Source organism: Streptomyces sp. NPDC029139 (genome assembly GCF_055564335.1).
Map to the genome: position 1 here is coordinate 205,760 of NZ_JBVHWN010000010.1, position 26,382 is coordinate 232,141.

Below are 26,382 nucleotides of genomic sequence, written 5' to 3' on the forward strand. Positions count from 1 at the left end.
CCTCGTGAGCGGGGAGGTGACGCGGTTACAGCTTCTCGATCACGTAGTCGACGCAGGCCGTCAGCGCCCGCACGTCCGCCGGGTCGATCGCCGGGAACATCGCGATCCGCAGCTGGTTGCGGCCCAGCTTGCGGTACGGCTCGGTGTCCACGATGCCGTTGGCGCGCAGCACCTTGGCGACCGCCGCCGCGTCGATGTCCTCGGAGAAGTCGATCGTGCCGATGACCTGCGAACGCTTCGCCGGGTCGGTCACGAACGGCGTCGCGTACTTGGACTCCTCGGCCCAGCCGTACAGCGCCTGGGAGGACTCCTTCGTCCGGGCCACGGCCCAGTCCAGACCGCCCTGGCCGTTGATCCACTTCAGCTGCTCGTTGAGCAGGAAGAGGGTGGACAGCGCCGGGGTGTTGTACGTCTGGTTCTTCAGCGAGTTGTCGATCGCCGTCGGCAGCGAGAAGAACTCCGGGATGTGCCGGCCCGAGGCGTGGATCCGGGCGGCGCGCTCCAGCGCGGCCGGGGAGAAGGCCGCCAGCCACAGGCCGCCGTCCGCGGCGAAGGACTTCTGCGGGGCGAAGTAGTAGACGTCCGACTCGGTGATGTCGACCGGCAGGCCGCCCGCGCCGGAGGTCGCGTCGACCAGGACCAGCGCGCCCTCGTCGGCACCGGCGACCCGCTTGACGGGGGCGGCGACACCGGTGGAGGTCTCGTTGTGCGTGAACGCGTACACGTCGACGCCCGCCTCGGCCTGCGGCTCCGGGTGGGTGCCCGGGTCGGAGGAGATCACGGTCGGCTCGGCCAGCCAGGGGGCCAGCTTCGCGGCCTTCGCGAACTTGGAGGAGAACTCGCCGAAGTTCAGGTGCTGCGACTTCGAGTCGATGAGCCCGTGGGTCGCGATGTCCCAGAAGGCGGTGGAGCCGCCGTTGCCCAGGATCACCTCGTAGCCCTCGGGCAGCGAGAAGAGGTCACGCACTCCGGCACGTACCTCGCCGACCAGGTTCTTCACCGGGGCCTGGCGGTGGGACGTGCCGAGGAGGGAGGTGCCGGTGGCCGCCAGGGCGTCCAGCGCCTCCGTACGCACCTTGGAGGGGCCCGCGCCGAAACGGCCGTCGGCGGGCTTGATGTCAGCGGGAATCTGGATCTCAGCCACGAGGCGGAGCGTATCCGGTCGGAACGGTCGCGGGCGGCCGATGTCCGCCGGATGAGACGACAGGTGAGACATCCTGACCTCGTGCGAAAACACCACGAGCTGTCCCGGCTGGAGGCGGCACTGCGCGCGGCGGTGGCCGGAGACGTCGACTTCGGCGCCACGGCCAGGGCCCTGACGACGATGGACGCCTCCAACTACCGCCGGGTGCCGGTGGGCGTGGTCGCCCCGCGGGACGCCACCGACGTGGCGGCGGCCCTGGAGGTGTGCCGCTCGTTCGGGGTACCGGTCGTGGCGCGCGGCGCGGGCACGTCGATCGCCGGTCAGGCGACCGGCACGGGCGTGGTGCTCGACTTCACACGCCACATGCGCGCGATCGTGTCCGTGGACCACGAGGCACGGACGGCCGTCGTCCAGCCGGGTGCGGTCCTCGACCGGCTGCGGGACGCCGCACGCCCCTACGGCCTGACCTTCGGCCCCGACCCGTCCACGCACAGCCGCTGCACCCTCGGCGGCATGATCGGGAACAACGCCTGCGGGGCGCACTCGGTGGCCTGGGGCACGACCGCCGACAACGTCCTCGGCCTCGACGTCCTCACCTACCGGGGGACGCGGCTCCGCCTCGGGCGGGACTGGCAGGGCGCGCCGGCCGGACTGCGCGAGCTCGTCGACCGGAACCTCGCCGCCCTGCGGACCGGCTACCCGGCCGGCCTGCCGCGCCGGATCTCCGGGTACGCGCTCGACGCGCTGCTGCCGGAGCGGGGCGCGGACGTGGCCCGTTCGTACTGCGGCAGCGAGGGCACGCTCGGGGTGCTGACGGAGGCGACCGTACGGCTGGTGCCGCTGCCCTCGGAGCCTGTCCTCGCCGTCCTCGGGTACGCGGACGAGAGCGCGGCGGCCGACGCGGCGGCCGGGCTGCTGCCGTACGGGCCGCTGACCGTGGAGGGGATGGCGGACGACCTCGTGCCCGGCCCCGAGCGGAAGCTGCTCCCCCGGGGCGGTGCCTGGCTCTTCGTCGAGACGGACGGGGTGGGCGCGGCGTGGTCACTGGTCCGGGCGGCGGACGCGCTCGACGCGACCGTGGTGACGGAACCGGCCGAGCGCCGGGCGCTCTGGCGGATCCGCGAGGACGCGGCGGGCACGGCGACCCGGATGTCGGGAGGCGGTGAAGCATGGCCGGGCTGGGAGGACTGCGCGGTGCCGCCGGCGCGGCTCGGCGCGTATCTGCGGGAGTTCCGTGCCCTCCTCGCGGAGTACGGGCTGCGCGGGACGCCGTACGGCCACTTCGGGGACGGCTGCATCCACGTCCGTATCGACTTCGATCTGTACACGGGCGCGGGGGTCGGCCGCTTCCGTGAGTTCTCGGAGGCGGTGGCGGACCTGGTGGTCGCGCACGGAGGCTCGCTGTCGGGGGAGCACGGGGACGGGCAGGCGCGGGCGGAGCTGCTGCCGAGGATGTACGGCTCCGGGCTCGTGTCGCTGTTCGGCGCGGTCAAGGACGTGTGGGACCCGGACGGCGGACTGAACCCGGGGATGCTGGTGCGGCCGCGGCCTCTCGACGAGGGCCTGCGGTTCGCGGGGCTGCCCGTCGTCGTGCCCGAGGCCGCCCGCTGCGTCGGCGTCGCGAAGTGCCGGGTGGACGCCCCGGGCTCCGGTGCGGACGTGATGTGCCCGTCGTACCGCGCGACCGGGGAGGAGCGGCACTCGACGCGGGGCAGGGCGCGGTTGCTGCACGAGATGGCGCTGGGGGAGGTGATCACGGACGGCTGGCGCTCGGAGGAGGTCAAGGAGGCCCTCGACCTGTGTCTGTCGTGCAAGGGCTGCCGGAGCGACTGCCCCGTGGGCGTGGACATGGCCGCGTACAAGGCGGAGTTCCTGGACCGGCACTACGCGGGCAGGCGGCGGCCCTGGTCGCACGTGACGATGGGCCGGCTGCCGCAGTGGCTTCGCCTGTTCGGTCCCGCGCTCAACCTCGGCCGGGTGCTGCCCGCCCGTCTGGCGGGTGTCACTCCGGAGCGGGAGCTCCCGCGCGTCGCGTCCCGGACGTTCGTCTCCTGGTTCGGCACGCGCCTGGAGACGGCCTCCGACGTCCTGCTGTGGCCGGACACCTTCACCAACCACCTGTCCCCGCAGGTGGGCCGGTCGGCGGTACGGGTGCTGGAGGCGGCCGGAGTACGGGTGGGGCTGCCGCCGGGCCGGGTGTGCTGCGGACTCACGTACGTCTCCACCGGGCAGCTGGACCGGGCGCGGAAGGTGATGCGCGGGACGCTGGACGTGCTGGACGGGGTCCCGGAGCATCCGGTGGTGGTCCTGGAGCCCTCGTGCGCGGCGACCTTGCGGACCGACCTGCCGGAGCTGCTCGCCGACGACCCGCGGGCGGGGCGTCTGGCCGCCTCGGTCCGCACCTTCGCCCAGGCCCTGGAGGAGTTCGCGCCGACGTGGGAGCCGCCGCGTCTGGACCGCCCGGCCGTCGGGCAGACCCACTGCCACCAGCACGCGGTCCTCGGCGAGGCCGCCGAGCGCCGGCTGCGCGAACGGGCCGGTCTCACGGGTGAGCTGAGCGGTGGCTGCTGCGGTCTGGCGGGCAACTTCGGTTTCGAGCCCGGGCACTACGAGGTGTCGGTGGCCTGCGCGGAGGACCGGCTGCTGCCGGCCGTCCGCGCGGCGGACGAGAACGCGGTCCTGCTGGCGGACGGTTTCTCCTGCCGCACCCAGCTCGACCATCTGACGGGACGGCGGGCCCGTCACCTGGCGGAGGTCCTCGCGGAGGCGCTGGTGGCCACGGACACCCCTTAGGGGCCCACCAGGGACCCGGCCCGGGGACGCACGCCAGCAACCCCCTAGGGGTCCTGGGACGCACGCCAACGTTCTCTAGGGGGCTCGGGTGAACGTGCGGCGGTAGGTCCGGGGCGGTACGCCGCGGCGGCGGACGAACTGTTCGCGCAGGACGGCCGCGCTGCTGTAGCCGACGAGGCGGGCGATCTCCTCGATTGGGAGGTCGGTGGTCTCCAGGAGCTCCTCCGCCCGGCCGAGCCGCAGCCCGAGGACCCAGGCGTGCGGAGTGGTCCCGGTCGCCGCGGCGAAGCGGCGGGCGAAGGAGCGGCGGCTCATCAGGGCGCGGCGGGCCAACTCGGCGACGGGTAGCGGCTCGTGGAGGTGTTCGCGGGCCCAGGCGAGGACGCCGGCGAGCCGTTCGTCCTCGCCGTCCTCGGGGACGGGCGCGACGAGGTACTGGGCCTGTCCGCCGTCGCGGTGCGGCGGCAGGACGAGGTCACGGGCGACCCGGTTCGCGGCGGCCGCCCCGTACTCGCGGCGCAGCAGGTGCAGGCAGAGGTCGAATCCGGCGGCCGCGCCCGCGCCCGTGAGGACCCGGCCCTCGTCGACGTAGAGGGCGTCCGCTTCGACGGTGACGGAGGGGTGGCGGCGCGCGAGCAGGTCGGCGAACCGCCAGTGGGTGGTGGCCCGCAGGCCGTCGAGCAGCCCGGCGGCGGCGAGCGCGAACGCGCCGACGCAGTGGGCCCCGACCAGCGCGCCGCGCGCGTGGGCGGTGCGCAGCGCGTCGAGCACCGGGTCGGGGGGTGGGGTGCGGAAGTCGGCCCAGGGGAGGGCGAGTACGAGGTCGGCGGAGGCGAGCCGGTCCAGCCCGTGGTCGACGGTGAGCGGGACGCCCAGGTCGGTGGGGACCTGGCCGGGGCGGTCGGCGCAGAGGGCGAAGTCGAAGCGCGGGAGGCCCTCGGGGGGAGCGCCGAAGACCTCGGCGACGAGGCCGACGGCGAGCATGCCGACCCGGGGCGGGGTGTAGGCGGCGACGCTCAGGAACGGCGGCATGCGGGGGAGTCTGGCACAAAACCCGCGATGGGTGGCAGGGCGGCCACTCGTCGGCGGTCCGTCCCGCGGCGAGGCTGGGGACATGACAGACCAGCCGCGCGGCAACACCGCCACCTACACCGTCCTGACCACCGGCTACACCCTCTCCACGGGTCCCGGGGTCGCCGCCACCGTCTCGTACGTCACGGACGGCGAGCGGCACGTGATCGTCGATCCCGGCATGGTGGCGAGCCGCGACCGCATCCTCGGCCCGCTCGCCGAACTGGGCCTGGGCCCCGACGACATCACCGATGTCGTGCTGAGCCACCACCACCCGGACAACACCATGAACGTGGGCCTGTTCGGCCGGGCGCGCGTCCACGACCACAAGGCGGAGTACCGCCACGACCAGTGGGACGACCGCGACGCGGAGGGCCATGAACTCACCCCGTCCCTGCGCCTGATCCGCACCCCGGGGCACAGCCCGGAGGACATCACGCTGCTCGCCGGCACCGCCGACGGGGTGGTCGCCTTCGTGGGCGACCTGTGGTGGCGCCCGGACGGTCCGGCCGAGGACCCGGTCGCCCCGGACCGGGACGTCCACCGCGCCTCCCGCCTACGGGTGCTGACGGCGTCGGACGTGATCGTCCCGGGCCATGGGGCTCCGTTCCCGGCGGGGGACGAGGCGCCGCTGTAGGGGCCGGCGTCCGGCCCCCGCACGCTCACGCCTGGACGGGTGCCCGCTCGCCCGACCTCACGACTCCTGGGCGATCTCCCTCGCCAGGGCCACCAGCAGCGCCGTCGCGGGGTGAGGGGACGCGTCGCGCCAGGCCAGGAGGACGTGGACCGGTGGGGCGTCCGGGAGGGGGCGGTAGGTGACGCCCGGGTGCGGGTGCATCGCCGCCGTCGAGGTGGAGGAGACACCGACGCCGCGGCCCGCCGCGATCGCCGTCAGCCAGTCGTCGGTGTTGGCCACCGTGAGGGTGGCCGCCGGGCGGCGGGGCGGGTGCCAGAGGTCGAGGGTCGTCGTGCCGGAGACCGTGTTGAGGACGACCGTCGCGTCCGCGAGGTCCGCCAGGGTCAGGGACGTACGGGCCGCCAGGACGCTGTCCGCCGGGACCGCCGCCACCCGGCTCTCCGTCGCCAGTTCCTCCGTCGCCAGGCCCGGCGCCTCCACCGGCCCCCGCAGCAGCGCCGCGTCCACCTCCCCCCGTACGAGGCCCGCCGTGCGGTCGTCGACGCGCAGGAGTTCCAGCGGGGTGTCCGGGTGCTCGCGCTGCCAGCGCCGGAGCAGGGGCGTGGTGTACGGGCCGAACGCCGACCACGCGTGTCCGAGCCGCAGGGGCCGCCGGCGCAGTCCTTCCGGGTCCAGGGCCGCGTCGAAGGCCGCGACGGCCGCCGCCGCCCGGTCGTGGAAGGCCCGGCCCTCGGCGGTCAGTGCCACGTGGTGGGTGGAGCGGTCGACGAGCCGGGTGCCGAGCTGTCGCTCCAGGGCGGCGAGCGTGCGGGAGACGGCGGGCTGGGTCAGATGGAGCCGGGCCGCGGCCCTCGTCACGCTGCCCTCCTCCGCGATGGCGAGGAAGCAGCGGAGATGGCGCAGCTCGATGCTCGTGCGGCTCATGCGTCCGGAGCATAACCGCAGCCCAATCGGCATTTCCGGCGCCGCGCGCAGCCTCGTACCGTGGAAACCCGGGCCCGGTCCGTGGGTGCACTATCCTGGACCGATAGTCCAGGATGATGAACTGCGCAAGGGAGTGAGCCGGTGGACAGCCCGGTCAAGGACATCGCCGCCGTCTCGGCACCGGAGGCGGCCGCCGCGGCCGCGTCCGCCACCACGCGCGCCGCCCGTCTCGGTCCCGTCGCGCTCGTCGTGGCCGGTGGCCTGTCGGTGCAGTTCGGGTCCGCCGTCGCGGTCCTGCTCATGCCCCGCGCCGGCGCCCTCGGCGTCGTCACCCTGCGGCTCGTCCTCGCCGCCGTCGTCCTGCTGATCGTCTGCCGCCCCACGGTCCGCGGCTACGGCCGCGCCGACTGGGGCACCGTCCTCGCCTTCGGTGCCGCCATGGCGGGCATGAACATCCTCTTCTACCAGGCAGCCGACCGGATCCCGCTCGGCGCCGCCGTGACCCTGGAGGTCCTCGGTCCGCTGCTCCTCTCGGTCATCGCCTCGCGCCGCCTGATGAACCTGCTGTGGGCCGGGCTCGCCCTCGGCGGTGTCGTCCTGCTCAGCGGCGGCGGCTTCGACCGGCTGGATCCCGTCGGCGCGGCCTTCGCGCTCGCCGCCGGCGCCATGTGGGCCGCGTACATCGTCTTCAGTGCCCGCACCGGCCGGCGCTTCCCGCAGGCGGACGGGCTCGCCCTCGCGATGGCGTTCGGCGCCGTGCTCAGCCTGCCGTTCGGCATCGCCGAGGCGGGCGACAAGCTGCTCGTCCCGTCCACGATCGGGCTCGGCCTCGCCGTCGCGCTGATGTCCTCCGTCCTGCCGTACACCCTCGAACTCCTCGCCCTGCGCCGCCTCCCGGCTCCCACCTTCGCCATCCTCATGAGCCTCGAACCGGCCATCGCCGCGACCGCCGGCTTCCTCGTCCTGAGCCAGGCCCTGGCCCTCACGGACGCGCTCGCGATCGCCCTGGTCATCGCGGCGAGCATGGGTGCGGTCCGCACCCAGATGCGCCACACGTCTCCGCAGGGCTGATCCGGGAAGGGCCCTCGCAGGGCTGACCGGGAAGGGCCCTCGTAGGTCCGACCCGGGCAGGCCCCCACAGGTCCGACCCGGGCAGGCCCTCGCAGGTCTGATCCGCCACGATCCCGCCTGTCCCGATCCTGCTGATCTTCGGCCCGGGCGGGGGCTTCCCCGGTCCCGCCCCGCGGGCAGGATCGACGCATGGCCCTGGAGATGCGCACCCTGTGCGAACGCTGCGAGATCACGACCCTGCCCGTCGACGCCCCCGCCCGCATCTGTACGTACGAGTGCACCTTCTGCGTGCCGTGCGGAGAGGCGATGGACGACATCTGTCCCAACTGCGGCGGCGAGTTGGTCGCCCGCCCCCGCCGCGCCGCCCCGAAGGAGGAGACGGCCAGATAATCAAGCAAGCACGCTTGATTGTTTCTACTCCCGCTGCCATGCTCCTCGGCACACGCCCGTGTCCCGAGGGGAGCGCACCGTGTCCGACCCTGCCGTCGTCCTCGACGATCTGCGCAGCGAGAGCGAGGAAGTCGACCTCCTGGTCAGGGAGTTGCGCGACGAGCAGTGGGCCGCCCCCACCCCCGCGGCCGGCTGGACGATCGCCCACCAGATCGCTCATCTCGCCTGGACCGACCGGGCGGCCCTGCTCGCCGCCACCGATCCCGACGCCTTCGCCGCCGAGACCGAGAAGGCCCTCGCCGCGCCCGACCGCTTCGTCGACGAAGGGGCGGAGGAGGGCGCCGCGCTTCCGCCCGCCGAACTGCTGGGACGGTGGCGGGTGGGCCGCGAGCGGCTGCGGACGGCCCTGCGCGCGGCCCCGCCCGGCGCCCGCTTCCCCTGGTACGGGCCACCGATGTCCGCCACCTCGATGGCGACCGCCCGCCTGATGGAGACGTGGGCGCACGGACAGGACATCGCCGACGCCCTGGGGGTCGTCCGCGCGCCGACCGCCCGGCTGCGGCACGTCGCCTTCATCGGCGTCCGCGCCCGTGACTACGCCTATCTCGTCCGGGGGATCACCCCGCCCGCCGAGCCCTTCCGGATCGAGCTGACCGGGCCCGAGGGCGGCGAGTTCGTGTACGGACCCGAGGACGCCACCCAGCGGATCAGCGGCCCCGCGCTCGACTTCTGCCTCCTCGTCACCCAGCGCGTCCACCGCGACGACACCGCCCTGCGCGCCGAGGGCGCGGACGCCGAGCGCTGGCTGTCGATCGCCCAGGCGTTCGCCGGACCGGCCGGCCCGGGACGCCCCGCCCGGGGGGCCTAGTGGACGTGCTCCGTATCGGCAACGCCTCCGGTTTCTACGGCGACCGGTTCGACGCCGTCCGCGAGATGCTGACCGGCGGCGGCCCCGACAGGGGCCCCGAGGGCGCACTCGACGTCCTCACCGGCGACTACCTCGCCGAACTGACCATGCTCATCCTCGGCCGGGACCTGCTGAAGGACCCGAACGCCGGTTACGCCAAGACCTTCCTGCGGCAGATGGAGGAAGGACTCGGTCTCGCCCACGACCGCGGCGTCCGCATCGTCACCAACGCCGGCGGTCTCAACCCCGCCGGTCTCGCCGACGCCCTCCGGGAGCTGGCGGACCGGGTCGGCGTCCCCGCGCGGATCGCCCATGTCGAGGGCGACCGGCTGCCCGCCGAGGACGGAGTCCTCGCCGCCCACGCCTACCTCGGCGGCGCCGGCATCGCCGCCTGTCTCTCGGCCGGCGCCGACATCGTCGTCACCGGCCGCGTCACCGACGCCGCCCTCGTCACCGGCCCGGCACAGTGGTTCTTCGGGTGGGACCCCGCCGACCCCGCCCACCACGACCGCCTCGCGGGCGCCGTCGTCGCCGGGCACGTCCTGGAGTGCGGCACCCAGGCCACCGGCGGCAACTACGCCTTCTTCACGGACCACGACCGGAAGGCGCTGCGCCGCCCCGGCTTCCCGCTCGCCGAGATCCACGCCGACGGCACCTCCGTCATCACCAAGCACCCCGGCACGGGCGGGGTCGTCGACCTCGGCACGGTCACCGCGCAGCTCCTGTACGAGACGTCCGGCGCCCGGTACGCGGGCCCCGACGTCACCGCCCGGCTCGACACCGTACGGCTCACCCAGGAGGGCCCCGACCGGGTGCGCATCGACGGCGTACGGGGCGAGGCCCCGCCGCCCACCCTCAAGGCGGGGCTCAACAGGATCGGCGGCTTCCGCAACGAGGTCGTCTTCGTCCTCACCGGCCTGGACGTCGAGGCCAAGGCCCAGCTCGTCCAGGACCAGATCGAGGACGCCTTCGAGCGCTCCGGATCCCGTCCCGCCGACGTCCGCTGGGAGCTCGCGCGCACCGACCGCCCGGACGCCGCGACCGAGGAGACGGCCAGCGCGCTGCTCCGCCTCGTCGTCCGCGACCACGCCCCCGAGCCCGTGGGCCGCGCCCTCAGCGGCGCCGCGATCGAACTGGCCCTCGCGAGCTACCCCGGTTTCCACGTGACCGCCCCACCCGGCAGAGGCGCGCCGTACGGCCTCTTCGAGGCCCGGTACGTCCCGGCCGCAGACGTCCCGCACACGGCCGTCCTGCCCGACGGCAGCCGCGTCGCCGTCCCCCCGCCCGCCCACACCCGGGACCTGGAGCCGGTCGACGCGCCGCCGCTGCCCGCGCCCCCGCCGGACGGTCCGACGCGACGCGTGCCCCTCGGCCGGGTCGCCGGGGCCCGCAGCGGGGACAAGGGCGGCGACGCGAACATCGGCGTCTGGGTCCGTACGGACCCGGCGTGGCGCTGGCTCGTGCACACCCTCACCGTCGAGCGGATCCGAAGGCTCCTGCCGGAGACGGCCGGCCTGGACGTCGTACGGCACGTCCTGCCGAACCTGGGCGCGGTGAACTTCGTCGTCCACGGCCTCCTCGGCGAGGGCGTCGCCTCCCAGGCCCGCTTCGACCCCCAGGCCAAGGCCCTCGGCGAATGGCTCCGCGCCCGTGAACTCGACGTACCGGAGGAACTGCTGTGACCGTCCCGGAGGAAACGCTGTGACCGTCCTCGCTTCCGCCCTCGACACGGGCGGGCCCGACTACAAGGTCAACCGCTCGGCCATGCTCGACAAGCTCGCCGCCCTCGACGCCGAGCACGCCAAGGCCCTCGCGGGCGGCGGCGAGAAGTACGTCGCGCGGCACCGGAAGCGCGGCAAGCTCCTCGCCCGCGAGCGCGTCGAGCTGCTCGTCGACCCCGACACGCCCTTCCTCGAACTGTCCCCACTCGCCGCCTGGGGCAGTGACTACCCCGTGGGCGCGTCCCTGGTCACCGGCATCGGGGTGGTGGAGGGCGTCGAGTGCCTGATCACGGCCAACGACCCGACCGTCCGGGGCGGCGCCTCCAACCCGTGGACGCTGAAGAAGGCCCTGCGGGCCAACGAGATCGCGTACGCCAACCGGCTCCCGGTGATCTCCCTCGTCGAGTCCGGCGGCGCCGATCTGCCCTCCCAGAAGGAGATCTTCATCCCCGGTGGGGCGCTGTTCCGGGACCTCACCCGGCTGTCGGCCGCCGGCATCCCGACGATCGCGGTCGTCTTCGGCAACTCGACGGCCGGCGGGGCGTACGTCCCCGGGATGTCGGACCACACGGTGATGATCAAGGAGCGGTCCAAGGTCTTCCTCGGCGGTCCGCCGCTGGTCAAGATGGCGACGGGGGAGGAGAGCGACGACGAGTCGCTGGGCGGAGCCGAGATGCACGCCCGGGTCTCCGGTCTCGCCGACCACTACGCCGTGGACGAGGCCGACGCGCTGCGGCAGGCGCGGCGGGTCGTCGCCCGCCTCAACCACCGCAAGGCGCACCCCGATCGCCCCTCCGCCTCCGGCGCCGGGTCCTTCGGGCTCGCGGACCCTCCGAAGTACGACGAGGAGGAGCTGCTCGGGATCGTGCCGGGGGACCTGAAGACCCCCTTCGACCCGCGCGAGGTGATCGCCCGGGTCGTGGACGGCTCGGACTTCGACGAGTTCAAGCCGCTGTACGGGCCGAGCCTCGTGACCGGCTGGGCCACGCTGCACGGCTACCCGGTCGGCATCCTCGCCAACGCGCAGGGCGTGCTGTTCAGCGCGGAGTCGCAGAAGGCCGCGCAGTTCATCCAGCTCGCCAACCAGCGCGACATCCCCCTGGTCTTCCTGCACAACACCACCGGCTACATGGTCGGCAAGGAGTACGAGCAGGGCGGGATCATCAAGCACGGCGCGATGATGATCAACGCGGTCGCCAACTCGAAGGTGCCGCACCTGTCCGTGCTGATGGGCGCCTCCTACGGCGCCGGGCACTACGGCATGTGCGGGCGGGCCTACGACCCGCGCTTCCTCTTCGCCTGGCCGAGCGCCAAGTCGGCCGTCATGGGGCCGCAGCAGCTCGCGGGCGTCCTGTCGATCGTGGCGCGTGCCTCGGCGGCGGCGAAGGGGCAGCCGTACGACGCCGAGGCGGACGCCGGGCTGCGCGCGATGGTCGAGGCGCAGATCGAGTCGGAGTCGCTGCCGATGTTCCTGTCCGGGCGGCTGTACGACGACGGCGTCATCGACCCCCGCGACACGCGCACGGTCCTCGGGCTGTGCCTGTCCGCGATCCACACGGCACCGGTCGAGGGCGCGCGCGGCGGCTTCGGCGTCTTCCGAATGTGAGGCGTGATGATTCAGTCGGTTCTTGTCGCCAACCGGGGCGAGATCGCCTGCCGGGTGTTCCGTACGTGCCGGGAGCTGGGCATCGCGACGGTGGCGGTGTACTCGGACGCGGACGCCGCCGCCCTGCACGTGCGGGAGGCCGACGCGGCGGTACGGCTGCCGGGAGCGATGCCCGCGGAGACGTATCTGCGGGGCGACCTGGTGGTGAAGGCGGCGCTTGCGGCGGGCGCGGACGCCGTGCACCCGGGGTACGGCTTCCTGTCGGAGAACGCGGAGTTCGCGCGGGCGGTGACGGACGCCGGTCTGGTGTGGATCGGACCGCCGCCGGCGGCGATCGAGGCGATGGCCTCCAAGACGCGGGCGAAGGAGCTCCTCGGGATCGCCCCGCTGGTGGACGTCACCGAGGCCGACCTGCCGGTCCTGGTGAAGGCGGCGGCCGGTGGCGGCGGCCGCGGGATGCGGATCGTCCGCGAGCTCGGGGCGCTGGCGGAGGAGCGCGAGGCGGCCTCGGCGGAGGCGGCGAGCGCGTTCGGCGACGGTGAGGTGTTCGTCGAGCCGTACGTGGAGAACGGCCGGCACGTGGAGGTCCAGGTCCTGGCGGACCGCCAGGGCACGGTCTGGGCGCTCGGCACCCGCGACTGCTCGCTCCAGCGCCGCCACCAGAAGGTGATCGAGGAGGCCCCGGCCCCGGGCCTGCCGCCCGAGCTCGTGGAGTCCCTGTACGCGACCGCCGTCGGGGCGGCGAAGGCGGTCGGGTACGTCGGCGCGGGGACGGTCGAATTCCTGGTCGCGGACGGCCGGGCGCACTTCCTGGAGATGAACACGCGGCTTCAGGTGGAGCATCCGGTGACGGAGGAGGTGTACGGGGTGGACCTGGTCGCGCTGCAGATCGCCGTGGCCGAGGGCCGGCCCCTCCCCCCGGAGCGGCCGACGCCCCGGGGCCACGCGATCGAGGCGCGCCTCTACGCGGAGGACCCCGCCTCGGGGTGGACGCCTCAGGCGGGCGAGCTGCACACGCTGAAGATCGAGGAGGCGGTCGGGGCCGGGGCGGCGGGGGGCACGACGGTGCGCGTCGACACCGGTTACGCCTCCGGGGACACCATCGGCGTCCACTACGACTCCATGCTCGCCAAGGTCGTCGTCCACGCGCCCACCCGCGCCCAGGCCGTCCGCAAGCTGGCGCACACGCTCCGGGCCGCCCGGATCCACGGGCCCGTCACCAACCGGGACCTGCTGGTCGCCTCCCTGCGGCATCCCGACTTCCACGACACCGCGCGCCTCGACACCGGGTTCTACGAGCGGAACCTGGACGCCCTCACCGAGCCGCCGCCCGGCGAGGCGCACGCGGCCGTCGCCGCCGCGCTCGCGGAGGCCGAGGGGCGGCGCGGGCGGTTCGGCGGCGGGTGGCGCAACCTGCCCTCCCAGGACCAGGTCGCGGTGTACGGGGACCACGAGGTCCGGTACCGGCTGCGCCGCGGCGGCTACACCGTCACCGCCCCCGAGGGCGTCCGCCCGGTCGGCGTCACGCCCGAGCGGGTACGGCTCGACATCGGTGGTGTCGTACGGGACTTCGAGGTCGCCCGCCACGGCGACACCGTGTACGTCGGACCCCACCGGCTCCCCGTCCGGCCCCGCTTCCCCGACCTCCGCGAGCAGACCGCCCCCGGCTCGCTGCTCGCCCCCATGCCCGGCACCGTCGTCCGTGTCGCCGACGGCCTCGCGCCCGGCGCGCGCGTCACCGCCGGACAGCCGCTCCTCTGGCTGGAGGCCATGAAGATGGAGCACCGCGTCATCGCTCCCGCCTCCGGCACGCTCACCGTGCTCCACGCCGCCCCCGGCCGCCAGGTCGAGGTCGGTGCCCTGCTCGCCGTCGTACGGACCGATGTACAGGAGGACCACGCATGACCACCGAATCCGCCGAGCTGACCGCCCTCCGCGCCGCCGTCTCCGCCCTCGGTCACCGCCACGGGCCCGGCTTCGACCGGGCGGCCCTGTGGGCCGAGGCCGGCAAGCTCGGCTACCTGGGCGTGAACCTCCCCGAGGAGTACGGCGGCGGAGGCGGCGGCATGGCCGAACTCTCCGTCGTCCTGGAGGAGGCGGGCGCGGCCGGGGCCCCGCTGCTCATGATGGTCGTCTCGCCCGCCATCTGCGGCACGGTCATCGCCCGCTTCGGCACGGAGGAGCAGAAGCGCGCCTGGCTGCCCGGTCTCGCGGACGGCTCCCGCACCATGGCCTTCGGCATCACCGAGCCCGACGCCGGCTCCAACTCCCACCGCATCACCACCACCGCCACGAGGACCGAGGAGGGCTGGGTCCTCAACGGGCGCAAGGTCTTCGTCTCCGGGGTGGACATCGCCGACGCCACCCTCATCGTCGGCCGCACCTCGGACGCCCGCACGGGCACCCTCAAACCCTGTCTCTTCATCGTCCCGCGCGACGCCCCCGGCTTCGGGCGCCGGCAGATCGACATGGAACTGGCCGCGGAGGAGAAGCAGTTCGAGCTGACCCTGGACGACGTCCACCTCCCGGCCGACGCCCTCGTCGGCGAGGAGGACGCGGGCCTCCTCCAGCTCTTCGCCGGGCTGAACCCCGAGCGGATCATGACCGCCGCGTTCGCGATCGGCATGGGCCGCTACGCCCTCGCCAAGGCCGTGTCGTACGCCAAGGAGCGCCAGGTCTGGAAGTCCCCGATCGGTGCCCACCAGGCCATCGCCCACCCGCTCGCCCAGGCCCACATCGAGCTGGAGCTGGCCCGGCTGATGATGCAGAAGGCCGCCGCGCTGTACGACGCGGGGGACGACATCGGCGCGGGCGAGGCGGCCAACATGGCGAAGTACGCGGCCGCCGAGGCGTGCGTGCGGGCCGTCGACACCTCCGTCCACACCCTGGGCGGCAACGGCCTCACCCGCGAGTTCGGCCTCGCCCGCCTGATCACGGCGGCCCGGGTGGCGCGGATCGCCCCGGTCAGCAGGGAGATGATCCTCAACTACGTCTCGCACCAGACCCTGGGGCTGCCGAAGTCGTACTGAACCCTGTGCGACGGGGTGCCGACGGGGTCTCCCCAAACCGCACCGGCACCCGCGATCCTGGCGCTCACCTTCCACCTCTCCAGGGGGCCACGCATGGTGTTCCACAGCGAGTACGAGCCCGTCCCGACCGTCTCCCTCCCCATCCACGAGACCGTCCTCGGCCGGGCCGCCGAGTACGGCGACACCCCCGCCCTGATCGACGGGGCCGGTGACCTGGCCCTCACGTACGCGCAGGTCGACACCTTCCACCGGCGGGTCGCCGCCGGGCTCGCCGAGGCCGGGGTGCGCAAGGGCGACGTGCTCGCCCTGCACAGCCCCAACACCGTGCTGTTCCCGATCGCCTTCTACGCCGCCACCCGGGCCGGGGCCTCCGTCACCACCGTCCATCCGCTCTCCACGCCGGAGGAGTTCGCCAAGCAGCTCCGCGACTCCTCCGCCCGCTGGATCGTCACCGTCTCCCCGCTGCTCGCGGCGGCCCGCGCGGCCGCCGAACTCGCCGGCGGCATCGAGGAGATATTCCTCTGCGACACCGGAGAGGACTGCCGCTCCCTCCAGTCCTTCCTGGCGACCACCGCCCCCGAACCGGCCGTGGACATCGACCCGGACGAGGACATCGCCGCCCTGCCGTACTCCTCCGGCACCACCGGTGTCCCCAAGGGCGTGATGCTCACGCACACCTCGATCGCCACGAACCTCGCCCAGCTGGAGCCCTTCATCCCGATGGGCCCGGGCGACCGCATCCTCGCCGTCCTGCCCTTCTTCCACATCTACGGGCTCACCGCCCTGATGAACGCACCGCTGCGGCAGGGCGCCACCGTCGTCGTCCTGCCCCGCTTCGAGCTCGACCAGTTCCTCGCGGCGATCCAGAAGCACCGCATCAACGGCCTGTACGTGGCCCCGCCGATCGTCCTCGCGCTCGCCAAGCACCCGGCGGTCGCCGACTACGACCTGTCCTCCCTGGAGTACATCGTCAGCGCCGCCGCCCCGCTCGACGCCGCTCTCGCCGAGGCGTGCTCGGCGCGGCTGAAGCTGCCGCCGGTCCGCCAGGCGTACGGCATGACCGAGCTGTCTCCCGGCACGCACGTCGTCCCCCTCGACGCCGCCACGCCCCCGCCCGGCACCGTCGGCAGACTCCTGCCCTCCACCGAGATGCGGATCCTGTCCCTCGACGACCCGGCGCGGGACGCCGAGCCGGGCGCCGAGGGCGAGATCGCCATCCGCGGCCCGCAGGTCATGAAGGGCTACCTCGGCCGCCCCGACGCCACCGCCGCCATGATCGACGCCGACGGCTGGGTGCACACCGGCGACATCGGCCGCGTCGACGAGGACGGCTGGCTCTTCGTCGTCGACCGGGTCAAGGAACTCATCAAGTACAAGGGCTTCCAGGTCGCCCCGGCCGAACTGGAGGCGCTGCTCCTCACCCACGAGGGGATCGCCGACGCGGCCGTGATCGGCGTGCGGGACGAGGACGGCGCCGAGATCCCCAAGGCGTTCGTCGTCCGGCAGCCGGGCGCGGCGGACCTGAGCGCCGAGGACGTCATGGCGTACGTGGCCGGCAAGGTCGCCCCGTACAAGAAGATCAGGCGCGTGGAGTTCGTCGACGGGGTGCCGCGGGCAGCGTCGGGGAAGATCCTGCGCCGTGAACTGAGGGACCGCGAATGAACGAGCTGAGGGGCCGCGCATGAAGCTCGACCGTGGCATCGCCACCCTGACCCTGGACTCCCCGGAGACCCGCAACGCCCTCTCGGCGGCCCTGGTCGCCGAGCTGGCGGAGGCGCTGGCCGAGTGTGGACAGGACCCGGCCGTACGGGCGGTGGTCCTCACCCACACCGGCGCGACGTTCAGCGCCGGCGCGGACCTGAAGGCCCCGCCGAGTCCGTACGCCTTCGTCGCGCTGCTCCGGCAGATCGTCGCCCTGCCCAAGCCGGTGGTCGGGGTGGTCCGCGGCCATGTGCGGGCGGGCGGCCTGGGGCTGCTCGGGGCGTGCGACATCGTCGTGGCCTCGGAGGAGTCGGACTTCGCGCTGACGGAGGTACGGATCGGGGTCGCGCCCGCCGTCATCTCGCTCGCGCTGCTGCCGAAGATCGCGCAGCGGGCGGCGGAGCGGTACTACCTGACGGGGGAGCGGTTCGGGCTCGCGGAGGCGCTCGCGATGGGCCTGGTCACCGCGGGCGAGGACGCCCTGGACCCGATCCTCGACGGGCTGCGGGGCGGGTCCCCGCAGGGGCTGGCGGAGTCGAAGCGCCTGGTCACGGCTAAAGTCCTGGAGACCTTCGAGCGCGACGCGGAGGACCTGGTCCAGAGGTCGGCCTCGCTCTTCGCCTCCGCCGAGGCGCGCGAAGGGATGACGGCCTTCCTCGAACGACGGGACCCTGAATGGCGGCTCTGAACGGCCCGAAGGCCCTCCACGGCCCGAAGCAGGACAGGAGCCGCGCCACCCGGCAGCGGCTCCTGGAGGCGGCGGTGTCCTGCCTGGCCGAACACGGCTGGGCGGGATCCACCGTCTCGGTGGTCGCCGAGCGCGCCGGGGTCTCGCGCGGCGCCGCCCAGCACCACTTCCCGACGCGGGAGGACCTGTTCACGGCGGCCGTGGAGTACGTCGCCGAGGAGCGCTCCCAGGCCCTGCGCGCCCTCCCGGCCCGCGACCGCCACGAGGCCGTCGCCGCCCTGGTCGGCCTCTTCACGGGCCCGCTCTTCCGCGCGGCCCTCCACCTGTGGGTGGCCGCGGCCCACCAGCCCCCGCTCCACGCCCGGGTCACCGAACTGGAGGCCCGCGTGGGACGCGAGTCCCACCGGATCGCGGTGGAACTCCTCGCCGCCGACGAGTCCGTCCCGGGTGTACGGGAGACGGTGCAGGGCCTGCTCGACATGGCCCGCGGTCTGGGCCTGGCCACCCTCCTGACGGACGACACGGCGCGCCGGGACCGGGTGGTGGCCCAGTGGTCGAGGCTCCTGGACGAGGCGTTGGGCTGAACCCCGACGTCCGCCGTGCTCAGGCCGGAACGGACAGCGCGGCGAGGTAGCCGGTCAGCGCCGCCGCGGTGGAGGCGAGCGGGAAGCGGGCGCCGAGCTGCCCGTCCGGGCGCACCAGGAATCCGGTCGGCCCGTCGGGGCGGTAGATCCGGGCGAACTCGCCCGCCGCGTCCACGTACCCGGGGACGCTCGCACTCCCTGTGCCGGTGCCGCTGGCGGAGGCCGCCTCGCGGGCGAGCACCGCCACCGTCCGCAGACTGCTCGCGGGTGCCTGCCCGTCGGGTCCGGGCCCGGGGAGTCCGGTGAAGCCCGCCGGCTCCGCGCCGGGCGACTTCCGTCCGCCGACCGCGGTGGCGACCACGGCGCCCGCCTCGGCGGCCCTGGCGAGGTCGGCGGGGTCGGTCGCGTACAGCAGGAGCACGTGGCCCGTGCGGTCGCGCAGGACGTCGAGCAGCCGCAGCGGGTACGCGGCGACGGGGACGGTCAGGCCGCCGCAGTCCGGGGCCCGGTCGCCGGGCTGGGGCGCGTCGTCCGGCCCGTACGCGCTGCCGGTGAGCGGGCCGTCCCGGTAGGCGACGAGCAGTTGGGCCTCCCGGAGCATCAGGGTGCTCGGGTCCTCGGGGTCGGTCTCCACGCCCTGCCGCGCGTGCCGGACGGTCCGGCCCACGACCTCCTCGCCGACCGGGCGGCGCTCGGCGTCGTAACTGGCGAGCAGGGCGGGCCCGGCCTCCCCGTCGAGGACGAGGGCGAGCTTCCAGGCCAGGTTGCAGGCGTCCTGGATGCCGGTGTTCATGCCCTGGGCGCCGGTGGGCGGGTGGATGTGCGCGGCGTCGCCCGCGACGAACACCCGGCCCTCGCCGTAGCGGTCGACGATCCGGTGGCTGATGCGGAAGACGGAGGACCAGCGCAGTGCGGAGACGCGGGTCGGGGTGGGGGCCAGCCGGTCGACCACGGCCTGGATGTGGGACAGCTCCGGCGCCCGGCCGCCCTCCAGCCCGTGCGCCACGCCGTCGCCGCCCGCGTCGCGGCCCCGGGCGGAGAGTTCCGGCGGGACCATCATCGACATGCGGTAGCGGCCGTTGCCGGGCAGCGGGATGGCGACCAGCACGTCGTCGGTCGAGCCGTCCTCGGCGTGGTGCAGGGACCGCAGGCCGTAGCCGTGCGGCAGATCCCAGTCGGCCTCGACGTCGCCCAGCATGTACTCCTCCGGGAAGGCTCCGCCCTCGTAGCCGAGGCCGAGACCCTTGCGGACGGTGCTGTGCGCGCCGTCGCAGCCGATCAGATAGCGGGCGCGCAGCTCCTCCTCGTCGCCGGCGGAGGCCCGCAGCCGAGCGGTCACCCCGTCCTGGTCCTGCGTGAACGACAAGAGTTCGGTGCCGCGTTCGACGGTGGTGCCCAGGCCCGCGACGTACTCCTCCAGGAGGCGCTCCGTCTCGTACTGCGGCAGCGCGGCGAATCCGTACGGCACCTCCGGGGGCAGCGTGAGCTCGATCCGCGCGACCTGCCGGCCGTTGACGTGGACGGTCTGGCCGCGCAGGGGGACGGCGGCCTCCAGGACGGCGCGGGCCAGCCCCAGCCGGTCCCAGAGCTCCAGGGTGCGCGGCTGGATGCCGACGGCCTTGGCGTACGGCAGCCGGGCCGGCAGCCGGTCGACGACCCGGCACCGCACCCGGCGGCGGCGCAGCTCGGCGGCCGCGCTCAGCCCCACGGGGCCGGCGCCCACGATCAGTACGTCGGTGGTACGGGCGTGTGCCACGCGTGCCTCCCGGTACAGAGGGCCCCGGGACCGGGTACGGAAGGCCCCGGACCGGTCCCGTACCCATGGTCGCCCGGCGGCGCGCGGCCGTCGCGTCGAGCGGTGGGGCGGACCGTGACCGGCGCCACATCCCTGGCGGGCGCCCCGCAGTACGCTGGTCGCATGCTTTCGCTCGTACGCCGTCGTCACGTGGACTTCCTCCGCGTCACGACCATGGGCTGTCGGCCCTCCGCCTGACCCCGACGCCCACCCACCCCGGTCGTCCGGCGGAGACCCCGCCGACCGGGCCCCGTACACCCTCACGCGGACGCACACCATGACCTACACGTCACAGCTCCCCATCGTCGACCTCGCCGCCGCCCACCGCGGCCCCCAGGCCCGGCGGCTCCTCCACGCGCAGCTCCACAGCGCCGCCCACGACGTCGGCTTCTTCCAGCTCGTCGGGCACGGCGTCACCGAGGCCGAGACCCGGGCGCTCACCTCCGCCATGCGGGCCTTCTTCGCACTGCCCGAGGCCGACCGGCTCGCCCTCGACACCACCAACTCGCCGCACTTCCGCGGCTACACCCGCACCGGCGACGAACGCACCGGCGGCTCACGGGACTGGCGCGACCAGCTCGACATCGGCGCCGAACGCCCCGCGCACGTCCCGGGCCCGGGCGAGGCGCCGTACTGGTGGCTCCAGGGACCGAACCAGTGGCCCACGGCCCTTCCCGGGCTGCGTCTGGCCGCGCTGAACTGGATCGAGCGTCTCAGCGGGGTCGCCGAGCGGCTGCTGCACGAGCTGCTGGCCTCGATCGGCGCGCCCGCGGACTTCTACGACGACGCCTTCGGCGACCGGGCCCACCCGCACCTCAAGCTGGTGCGCTACCCGGGGAGCGCCGGTGACGGTGCCGACCAGGGCGTCGGAGCCCACAAGGACTACGGCTTCCTGACCCTGCTGCTGCAGGACCACGTCGGCGGGCTGCAGGTCCAGCGCGAGGACGGCGCCTTCCACGACGTACCGCCGCTGCCCGGCGCGTTCGTCGTCAACCTGGGAGAGCTCCTCGAAGTGGCGACGAACGGCTATCTGCTCGCCACGAACCACCGGGTGGTCTCCCCGGCGGGAGCGACGGAGCGCTACTCCGTCCCGTTCTTCTACAACCCGCGGCTCGACGCCCGGATCGCCCCGCTGCCCTTCCCGTACGCCTCCACGGCGCCCGGGATCACGGCCGACCCGGCGAACCCGCTGTTCGCCGAGTACGGCCGCAACGAACTCAAGGGCAAGCTGCGCGCCCACCCGCTGGCCGCGGCCCGCCACCACGCGGACCTGCTGCTCGCGGAGGGGCGCCAGCTCACCACGGCGGGCTGAGGCCGGGCGGCGTACGCCGGCCGAGCCGGCCCGCGTACGCCGCCCGGGGGGCGGGCCGGGTCAGCCCGCGTACGACGCCATGTCGGCGTAGCCCGCGATCTCCTGCGGGTCGCGCCGGCCGGGGCCGGTGTACCGCGCCGAGGGCCGCACCAGGCGTCCCGTGCGCTTCTGCTCCAGGATGTGCGCCGACCAGCCGGCCGTACGGGCACAGCTGAACATCGACGTGAACATGTGCGCCGGGACCTCGGCGAAGTCCAGCACGATCGCCGCCCAGAACTCCACGTTCGTCGCCAGGACGCGGTCCGGGCGGCGGTTGTGCAGCTCCTCCAGGGCCGCCTTCTCCAGCGCCTCCGCGACCTCGAAGCGCGGCGCCGCCAGCTCGCGCGCCGTACGGCGCAGGACGCGGGCGCGCGGGTCCTCGGCGCGGTAGACGCGGTGGCCGAAGCCCATCAGGCGCTCGCCCTGGTCCAGGGCCTTCTTCACGTAGCCCACGGCGTCGCCGGTCCGCTCGATCTCCTCGATCATGCCGAGGACGCGGGACGGGGCGCCGCCGTGCAGCGGGCCGGACATGGCGCCCACGGCGCCGGACAGGGCCGCGGCCACGTCCGCGCCGGTCGAGGCGATGACGCGCGCGGTGAACGTGGAGGCGTTCATGCCGTGCTCGGCGGCCGAGGTCCAGTACGCGTCGACGGCCTTGACGTGCTTCGGGTCCGGCTCGCCGCGCCAGCGGATCATGAACCGCTCGACGACGGACTTCGCCTTGTCGATCTCGCTCTGCGGCACCATCGGCAGGCCCTGGCCGCGCGCCGACTGGGCGACGTACGACAGCGCCATGACGGCGGCCCGGGCGAGGTCGTCGCGGGCCTGCTCGGCGTCGATGTCCAGAAGCGGTTTGAGGCCCCACACCGGGGCGAGCATGGCGAGCGCGGACTGGACGTCGACGCGGATGTCGCCGGAGTGCACCGGGATCGGGAACGGCTCGGCGGGCGGCAGACCGGGGTCGAACGCGCCGTCGACGAGCAGGCCCCACACGTTGCCGAACGAGACCTGACCGACCAGATCCTCGATGTCGACGCCGCGGTACCGAAGAGCGCCGCCCTCCTTGTCCGGTTCGGCGATCTCCGTTTCGAACGCGACGACTCCCTCGAGTCCGGGTACGAAGTCGGACATCAGGCGGCTCCTCTATCGATGATCAATCATCCGGTTGTTGGTCGGGAAGTAACAGTCATCCAGCGGAAGAGTCTGTACGGTTCCGATGATGCGGGGAAGCGTGACATCCGGCACACTGCGCCGATCCGGCGAGGAAGGGTTGGCGGCACGCTGTGCCGGGCACACTAGGTCACTGCGGCAGGATGGCCCTGTGACCGACGCTCTCGATCCCGCTCTCGATCCCGCCGACATGCGCGAGCAGTACCGCACCAGGGAGCTGGTGGTGGCCGATCTCGCCCCCGAACCGATCGAACAGTTCACGCGCTGGTTCAAGGAGACCGCCACCAACCCGGCGATCCACGAGCCGAACGCGATGGTCGTCTCGACCGCGACCCCCGAGGGCCGCCCGTCCTCCCGCACGGTGCTCCTGAAGCACTACGACGAGGCCGGCTTCGTCTTCTACACGAACTACGGCTCCCGCAAGGGCGCCGAGCTGGCGGCCAATCCGTACGTCGCGCTGCTCTTCCCCTGGCACCCGCTGGCCCGTCAGGTCATCGTCACGGGCCGGGCGACCCGCACGGGCCGGGACGAGACGGTCGCCTACTTCCGCACTCGCCCGCACGGCTCCCAGCTGGGCGCGTGGGCCAGTCACCAGTCCTCGGTGATCGAGTCGCGGGAGGAGCTCCTCGCCCGCTACGAGGAACTGGCCGCGCGCTACCCGGAGAACGAGGGCCAGGTGCCGGTGCCTCCGGAGTGGGGCGGCTTCCGGGTCGTGCCGGAGTCGGTGGAGTTCTGGCAGGGCCACGAGAACCGGCTGCACGACCGGCTGCGGTACGTCCGGGTGGGGGACGGCGACGCCTGGCGGGTGGAGCGGCTGTCACCGTGAGCGGCGAGTGCTCGCGGGCCCCACGCGCCGGCGGGGCGCCGGAAAACGCAGACGACCCGCGGGCCTGGTCCCGTCCGCTCGAGTTCGGACGGAAGCCGGCCGGACTTACCGGCGGCCCACGGGTCGGGTGACTGCTTGGGTTTCGGCAGATGGCCTGCCGAGGTGCACAGAGTGCGACGGCAGGCCTTAGCCCGCAGTCACCTCACGAGTCCGAAAAGAAACCATGTTTTCGGATCACCTCCTTTCAGCGTGTACTCACACCCTAGGAAGCCCGGGCCGCAGGCTCAAGCTATTTTCCGGGGATCCTTTCCGGGGCGCCGTGAGCGGGGCGGAAGGTGCCTCCTGCCGGTGGCTGCCCAGGAGCCGTTCGGCGAGCTCCGTGCGGAGGTAGAACACGCTCCGGCCCGCCCGGTGCGAGACGGCCAGGCCGGCCGCGCGCAGAGCCGTGAGGTGGTGGGAGACGGTCGCCGTCGGCATACCCGTGCGTTCGGCGAGCTCCGTGGTGGAGGCCGGGGTGCCCAGCTCCGTCAGCAGCAGGGCCCGGGAGCGGCCCAGGACGCCGGCGACCGCCTCCGGCACCGGGACGCGGCCGCGCTCCCAGAGGGTGCCGATGCCCCGGGCCGGATAGACCAGGCCCGGCTGGTTGGGCGGGGTGCTCTGGGAGAAGACGCCCGGCCACACGAAGACCGACGGGATCAGCACCAGGCCCTGCCCGCCGTTGAGGGCGCGGCTGGCCTCGTACCCGGGGTGGGCCACCCGCAGGATGCCGTTGTCCCAGCCGACCGACGGATGCAGGTCGGCGAAGAGCGCCTCGGTGCCGCCGCGGGCGATCAGACGCCCGCGGCGCAGGATCTCGCCGTCCAGGAGGCGGACGATGCGCGGCCAGTGCGGCGCCAGCGCGGTCTCCCAGTAGGCGCGGATCTCGTCCGCGAGCCGGGCCAGACCCCGGGCCGGGGCCTCGTACAGCTCCGCGACCTCGGGTGGGAACGGGGCGGAGATGCGGTCGAGGTCGGCCCGGACCGCCTCCGGGCCCGTCCGCAGCAGCCGGTCGATCTCGTCGTCCAGCGTCGGCTCGCCGGACTCCGGGACCGGCGTGAGGAAGTCCGGTACGTACGCGGCCGGTACGGGCACCAGTGCGGCGAGCAGCGGGAACCGGATCCGGTCCGCGGCGAGCCGGTCGCCGACGTCCCGGGCCCACGCCAGATGCAGGGCGTGCCGGCCGGGGTCCTTCAGCGACTCGATGCTGGTGACGACCTCCCACAGCGGTGACCGGGCGAACCGCGAGCGGGCGAGGTCGCCGGCGGAGAACTCGAGCGTCAGCAAAGCCCCTCCCCGCCTTCCGTGGCCCGCGCATGGATTCGACCCAGATGAAATCTATTGGCCTGCGTTCGGGACACCCACAGGCTGGTCGGCAGATCGCCACCGCGCCCCGTCGGTCCACGCCTCATGCGACCGCGCCCCTCCCGTCCTGTGCGCCGCCCCGCGCGGCTCCGCCCGAAAGGCTTCCACACCCATGTCCGAAACAGCTGCCCCGGAACGCGAGGGCTTCCTGCAGCGCAGGCTCGCCCTGCCCGACATGCGCGGCAACCGGAAGATGGTCAACGCCGCCGTCATCGACAGCATCGGCTCCGGCCTCATCCTCGCCTTCATCCTCGTCTACTTCGCCAAGACCACCGACCTCTCGCTGCCCGCGATCGGCGGCGCGCTCACCCTGGCCCGGTTCCTGGCCGTGCCCACCGCGATGGTGGTGGGGCCGCTGATCGACCGGTGGGGGGCGCGGGTCGTCGCTCTGGTGGGCAACCTGATCTCGGCCGTCGGCTACGCCGGGTTCCTGCTCGCCGAGAACCTCTGGCAGATCGTCGTGGTGGCCTTCCTGACGCAGATGGGCGGGGCGGCCTACTGGACGTCCAGCAGCGGCCTGGTGGTGCTCGCCTCGACGCCGGAGCGGCGGCCGCGCTGGTTCGCGCTGCTGCACATGCTGCGGAACAGCGGCCTGGGGCTCGGCGGCGCGCTCGGCGCCCTGCTGGTCGGCTTCGACGGAACCACCGGGCTGAAGCTCCTGGTCGTCGCGAACGCGGCCAGCTATCTGGTCGCCGCGCTCCTGCTCGGCCTGTGGCGGCCGCCGCTCGCCGCCGTCCAGGCCGCGGCGCGCCAGAAGGAGGAGCAGGAGCAGGAGCGGAAGAAGCAGCGGCAGGAGGGTGTGGAGGACGACGCGGCGAAGCCCGGGGCCAAGGGCGGTTACGGGACCGTGCTGCGTGACAAGCGGTACATGCTGCTCGTCGGCATCAACATCAACTTCGTGTTCGCGGCGCTGGTGCTGAGTCTGCTCATCGCGGTGTTCGTGACCGAGGGCCTGGGGCAGGCGGCGTGGATCGGCGGTGTCCTGCTCGTCCTCAACAGCGTGCAGGTCGCGGCGACCCAGACGCTCGTGAACCGGCGCCTCGAGCGGTACCGGCCGATCCGGGTGATCGCCGCCGGCAGCCTGATCAACGCCGTCGCGTTCGGGATCTTCGCGGCCCTCGGCCTCGCCCCCGCCTGGGCTGCGGTGGTCGGCCTGTTCGTCGCCATGGTCCTCTACAACTTCGCCGAGACCGCCGCGACCCCGTTCTCCGAGGACCTGTCGGTGTCCCTCGCCCCCGAGCACCTGCGCGGCCGCTACCTGGCGGTCTACCAGCTGTCCTGGACCTTCGGGCAGACGGTCGCCCCCTTGCTGCTGACCCTGCTGCTCGATCTGGGCGCCGCGTGGCCCTGGGTGTTCCTGATGACGCTCGGTCTGCTGGCGGTGCCCGCGCTGCTGCTGCTCGAGCGGATGGTGGAGGCGGCCAGGCCGAAGCAGGACGAGGGGGACGCGGGCCAGGGAAGGGACGGGGCGGACGTGCTCCAGCCCGCGCCGGCGGTCTGACGCAACGCACACGGGAAGGGGCGGGCCGGACACCAGGTGTCCGGCCCGCCCCTCCGTCGTACGGCCGCGCCT

At 73.8% G+C, this 26,382-nt stretch carries 21 protein-coding genes; 15 read left to right on the forward strand and 6 right to left on the reverse strand.

Features of this window, described 5'->3' with window-relative positions:
• Positions 1–25 precede the first annotated feature (25 nt).
• Positions 26–1,144, reverse strand: a complete 1,119-nt coding sequence (gene serC, locus ACZ4VW_RS22795; protein WP_467965188.1) for a phosphoserine transaminase — start codon at positions 1,142–1,144, stop codon at positions 26–28.
• A 51-nt stretch (positions 1,145–1,195) separates the two neighbouring features.
• Here serC and ACZ4VW_RS22800 point away from each other — a divergent pair, with 51 nt between their 5' ends.
• Positions 1,196–3,937 carry an FAD-binding and (Fe-S)-binding domain-containing protein gene (locus ACZ4VW_RS22800; protein ID WP_467965190.1) on the forward strand — a complete coding sequence of 914 codons (2,742 nt, stop codon included), beginning with the start codon at positions 1,196–1,198 and terminating at the stop codon, positions 3,935–3,937.
• 75 nt (positions 3,938–4,012) lie between these two features.
• On the opposite strand, the gene ACZ4VW_RS22805 is transcribed toward ACZ4VW_RS22800, so the two are convergent.
• Entirely contained in the window at positions 4,013–4,969 is a 957-nt protein-coding gene (locus ACZ4VW_RS22805) for a GlxA family transcriptional regulator (protein WP_467965191.1), read from the reverse strand.
• An 82-nt stretch (positions 4,970–5,051) separates the two neighbouring features.
• On the opposite strand from ACZ4VW_RS22805, the gene ACZ4VW_RS22810 reads away from it, so the two are divergent.
• Complete coding sequence (locus tag ACZ4VW_RS22810) at positions 5,052–5,645, forward strand: MBL fold metallo-hydrolase (protein ID WP_467965192.1); 594 nt, start codon at positions 5,052–5,054, stop codon at positions 5,643–5,645.
• A 57-nt stretch (positions 5,646–5,702) separates the two neighbouring features.
• Here ACZ4VW_RS22810 and ACZ4VW_RS22815 read toward each other — a convergent pair whose 3' ends face one another.
• Entirely contained in the window at positions 5,703–6,602 is a 900-nt protein-coding gene (locus ACZ4VW_RS22815) for a LysR family transcriptional regulator (RefSeq protein ID WP_467965194.1), read from the reverse strand.
• 108 nt (positions 6,603–6,710) lie between these two features.
• On the opposite strand from ACZ4VW_RS22815, the gene ACZ4VW_RS22820 reads away from it, so the two are divergent.
• The 10 genes from ACZ4VW_RS22820 (at position 6,711) to ACZ4VW_RS22865 (ending at position 18,266) form a co-directional block, all read left to right on the forward strand.
• Positions 6,711–7,640 (forward strand): EamA family transporter, encoded by a 930-nt coding sequence (locus ACZ4VW_RS22820; protein WP_467965196.1) that lies wholly within the window; start codon positions 6,711–6,713, stop codon positions 7,638–7,640.
• Between the two features lie 189 nt (positions 7,641–7,829).
• Positions 7,830–8,030, forward strand: a complete 201-nt coding sequence (locus tag ACZ4VW_RS22825) for a DUF1272 domain-containing protein (protein ID WP_467965198.1) — start codon at positions 7,830–7,832, stop codon at positions 8,028–8,030.
• A gap of 79 nt (positions 8,031–8,109) precedes the next feature.
• A complete protein-coding gene (locus ACZ4VW_RS22830) occupies positions 8,110–8,898 on the forward strand; it encodes a TIGR03084 family metal-binding protein (RefSeq protein WP_467965200.1) in 789 nt (262 codons plus the stop codon).
• Complete coding sequence (locus ACZ4VW_RS22835) at positions 8,898–10,619, forward strand: acyclic terpene utilization AtuA family protein (RefSeq protein ID WP_467965201.1); 1,722 nt, start codon at positions 8,898–8,900, stop codon at positions 10,617–10,619. The genes ACZ4VW_RS22830 and ACZ4VW_RS22835 overlap by 1 nt, the downstream gene beginning before the upstream one ends.
• Before the next feature lie 19 nt (positions 10,620–10,638).
• The gene (locus tag ACZ4VW_RS22840) at positions 10,639–12,264 is read left to right on the forward strand and encodes an acyl-CoA carboxylase subunit beta (protein WP_467965203.1); all 1,626 of its coding nucleotides are present in this window, start codon (positions 10,639–10,641) and stop codon (positions 12,262–12,264) included.
• Positions 12,265–12,270: 6 nt separating this feature from the next.
• Positions 12,271–14,169 carry an acetyl/propionyl/methylcrotonyl-CoA carboxylase subunit alpha gene (locus tag ACZ4VW_RS22845; RefSeq protein WP_467965205.1) on the forward strand — a complete coding sequence of 633 codons (1,899 nt, stop codon included), beginning with the start codon at positions 12,271–12,273 and terminating at the stop codon, positions 14,167–14,169.
• Positions 14,166–15,293, forward strand: a complete 1,128-nt coding sequence (locus ACZ4VW_RS22850) for an acyl-CoA dehydrogenase family protein (RefSeq protein WP_467965207.1) — start codon at positions 14,166–14,168, stop codon at positions 15,291–15,293. Before ACZ4VW_RS22845 ends, ACZ4VW_RS22850 begins: the two co-directional genes overlap by 4 nt.
• A gap of 93 nt (positions 15,294–15,386) precedes the next feature.
• Positions 15,387–16,955: a 4-coumarate--CoA ligase family protein gene (locus tag ACZ4VW_RS22855; protein ID WP_467965209.1), complete on the forward strand. Its 1,569-nt coding sequence runs from the start codon at positions 15,387–15,389 to the stop codon at positions 16,953–16,955.
• A 19-nt stretch (positions 16,956–16,974) separates the two neighbouring features.
• On the forward strand, positions 16,975–17,682 hold the full coding sequence (locus tag ACZ4VW_RS22860; RefSeq protein ID WP_467965211.1) for an enoyl-CoA hydratase family protein: 708 nt from the start codon (positions 16,975–16,977) through the stop codon (positions 17,680–17,682).
• The gene (locus ACZ4VW_RS22865) at positions 17,670–18,266 is read left to right on the forward strand and encodes a TetR/AcrR family transcriptional regulator (RefSeq protein ID WP_467965213.1); all 597 of its coding nucleotides are present in this window, start codon (positions 17,670–17,672) and stop codon (positions 18,264–18,266) included. The genes ACZ4VW_RS22860 and ACZ4VW_RS22865 overlap by 13 nt, the downstream gene beginning before the upstream one ends.
• Before the next feature lie 19 nt (positions 18,267–18,285).
• Here ACZ4VW_RS22865 and ACZ4VW_RS22870 read toward each other — a convergent pair whose 3' ends face one another.
• Positions 18,286–20,022 (reverse strand): FAD-dependent monooxygenase, encoded by a 1,737-nt coding sequence (locus tag ACZ4VW_RS22870; protein WP_467965215.1) that lies wholly within the window; start codon positions 20,020–20,022, stop codon positions 18,286–18,288.
• A 316-nt stretch (positions 20,023–20,338) separates the two neighbouring features.
• Here ACZ4VW_RS22870 and ACZ4VW_RS22875 point away from each other — a divergent pair, with 316 nt between their 5' ends.
• Complete coding sequence (locus ACZ4VW_RS22875) at positions 20,339–21,373, forward strand: isopenicillin N synthase family dioxygenase (protein WP_467965217.1); 1,035 nt, start codon at positions 20,339–20,341, stop codon at positions 21,371–21,373.
• 60 nt (positions 21,374–21,433) lie between these two features.
• On the opposite strand, the gene ACZ4VW_RS22880 is transcribed toward ACZ4VW_RS22875, so the two are convergent.
• On the reverse strand, positions 21,434–22,543 hold the full coding sequence (locus tag ACZ4VW_RS22880) for a citrate synthase 2 (RefSeq protein WP_467965219.1): 1,110 nt from the start codon (positions 22,541–22,543) through the stop codon (positions 21,434–21,436).
• A 229-nt stretch (positions 22,544–22,772) separates the two neighbouring features.
• Here ACZ4VW_RS22880 and pdxH point away from each other — a divergent pair, with 229 nt between their 5' ends.
• Positions 22,773–23,408, forward strand: coding sequence for a pyridoxamine 5'-phosphate oxidase (pdxH, locus tag ACZ4VW_RS22885; RefSeq protein WP_467965325.1), 636 nt, complete (start codon positions 22,773–22,775; stop codon positions 23,406–23,408).
• A 255-nt stretch (positions 23,409–23,663) separates the two neighbouring features.
• Here pdxH and ACZ4VW_RS22890 read toward each other — a convergent pair whose 3' ends face one another.
• The gene (locus ACZ4VW_RS22890; protein WP_467965221.1) at positions 23,664–24,731 is read right to left on the reverse strand and encodes an ArsR/SmtB family transcription factor; all 1,068 of its coding nucleotides are present in this window, start codon (positions 24,729–24,731) and stop codon (positions 23,664–23,666) included.
• Positions 24,732–24,921: 190 nt separating this feature from the next.
• On the opposite strand from ACZ4VW_RS22890, the gene ACZ4VW_RS22895 reads away from it, so the two are divergent.
• A complete protein-coding gene (locus ACZ4VW_RS22895) occupies positions 24,922–26,310 on the forward strand; it encodes an MFS transporter (RefSeq protein WP_467965223.1) in 1,389 nt (462 codons plus the stop codon).
• Positions 26,311–26,382: the final 72 nt, after the last annotated feature.

Excerpts from the sequence above, each read along its gene's own strand:
- ACZ4VW_RS22880 (WP_467965219.1), bottom strand. The coding sequence starts at position 22,543 with ATGTCCGACTTCGTACCCGGACTCGAGGGAGTCGTCGCGTTCGAAACG.
- ACZ4VW_RS22855 (WP_467965209.1), top strand. The coding sequence starts at position 15,387 with ATGGTGTTCCACAGCGAGTACGAGCCCGTCCCGACCGTCTCCCTCCCC.
- ACZ4VW_RS22805 (WP_467965191.1), bottom strand. The coding sequence starts at position 4,969 with ATGCCGCCGTTCCTGAGCGTCGCCGCCTACACCCCGCCCCGGGTCGGC.
- ACZ4VW_RS22825 (WP_467965198.1), top strand. The coding sequence starts at position 7,830 with ATGGCCCTGGAGATGCGCACCCTGTGCGAACGCTGCGAGATCACGACC.
- ACZ4VW_RS22895 (WP_467965223.1), top strand. The coding sequence starts at position 24,922 with ATGTCCGAAACAGCTGCCCCGGAACGCGAGGGCTTCCTGCAGCGCAGG.
- ACZ4VW_RS22845 (WP_467965205.1), top strand. The coding sequence starts at position 12,271 with ATGATTCAGTCGGTTCTTGTCGCCAACCGGGGCGAGATCGCCTGCCGG.
- ACZ4VW_RS22810 (WP_467965192.1), top strand. The coding sequence starts at position 5,052 with ATGACAGACCAGCCGCGCGGCAACACCGCCACCTACACCGTCCTGACC.
- ACZ4VW_RS22865 (WP_467965213.1), top strand. The coding sequence starts at position 17,670 with ATGGCGGCTCTGAACGGCCCGAAGGCCCTCCACGGCCCGAAGCAGGAC.
- ACZ4VW_RS22815 (WP_467965194.1), bottom strand. The coding sequence starts at position 6,602 with ATGCCGATTGGGCTGCGGTTATGCTCCGGACGCATGAGCCGCACGAGC.
- ACZ4VW_RS22850 (WP_467965207.1), top strand. The coding sequence starts at position 14,166 with ATGACCACCGAATCCGCCGAGCTGACCGCCCTCCGCGCCGCCGTCTCC.
- ACZ4VW_RS22875 (WP_467965217.1), top strand. The coding sequence starts at position 20,339 with ATGACCTACACGTCACAGCTCCCCATCGTCGACCTCGCCGCCGCCCAC.
- pdxH (WP_467965325.1), top strand. The coding sequence starts at position 22,773 with ATGCGCGAGCAGTACCGCACCAGGGAGCTGGTGGTGGCCGATCTCGCC.
- ACZ4VW_RS22860 (WP_467965211.1), top strand. The coding sequence starts at position 16,975 with ATGAAGCTCGACCGTGGCATCGCCACCCTGACCCTGGACTCCCCGGAG.
- ACZ4VW_RS22800 (WP_467965190.1), top strand. The coding sequence starts at position 1,196 with ATGAGACGACAGGTGAGACATCCTGACCTCGTGCGAAAACACCACGAG.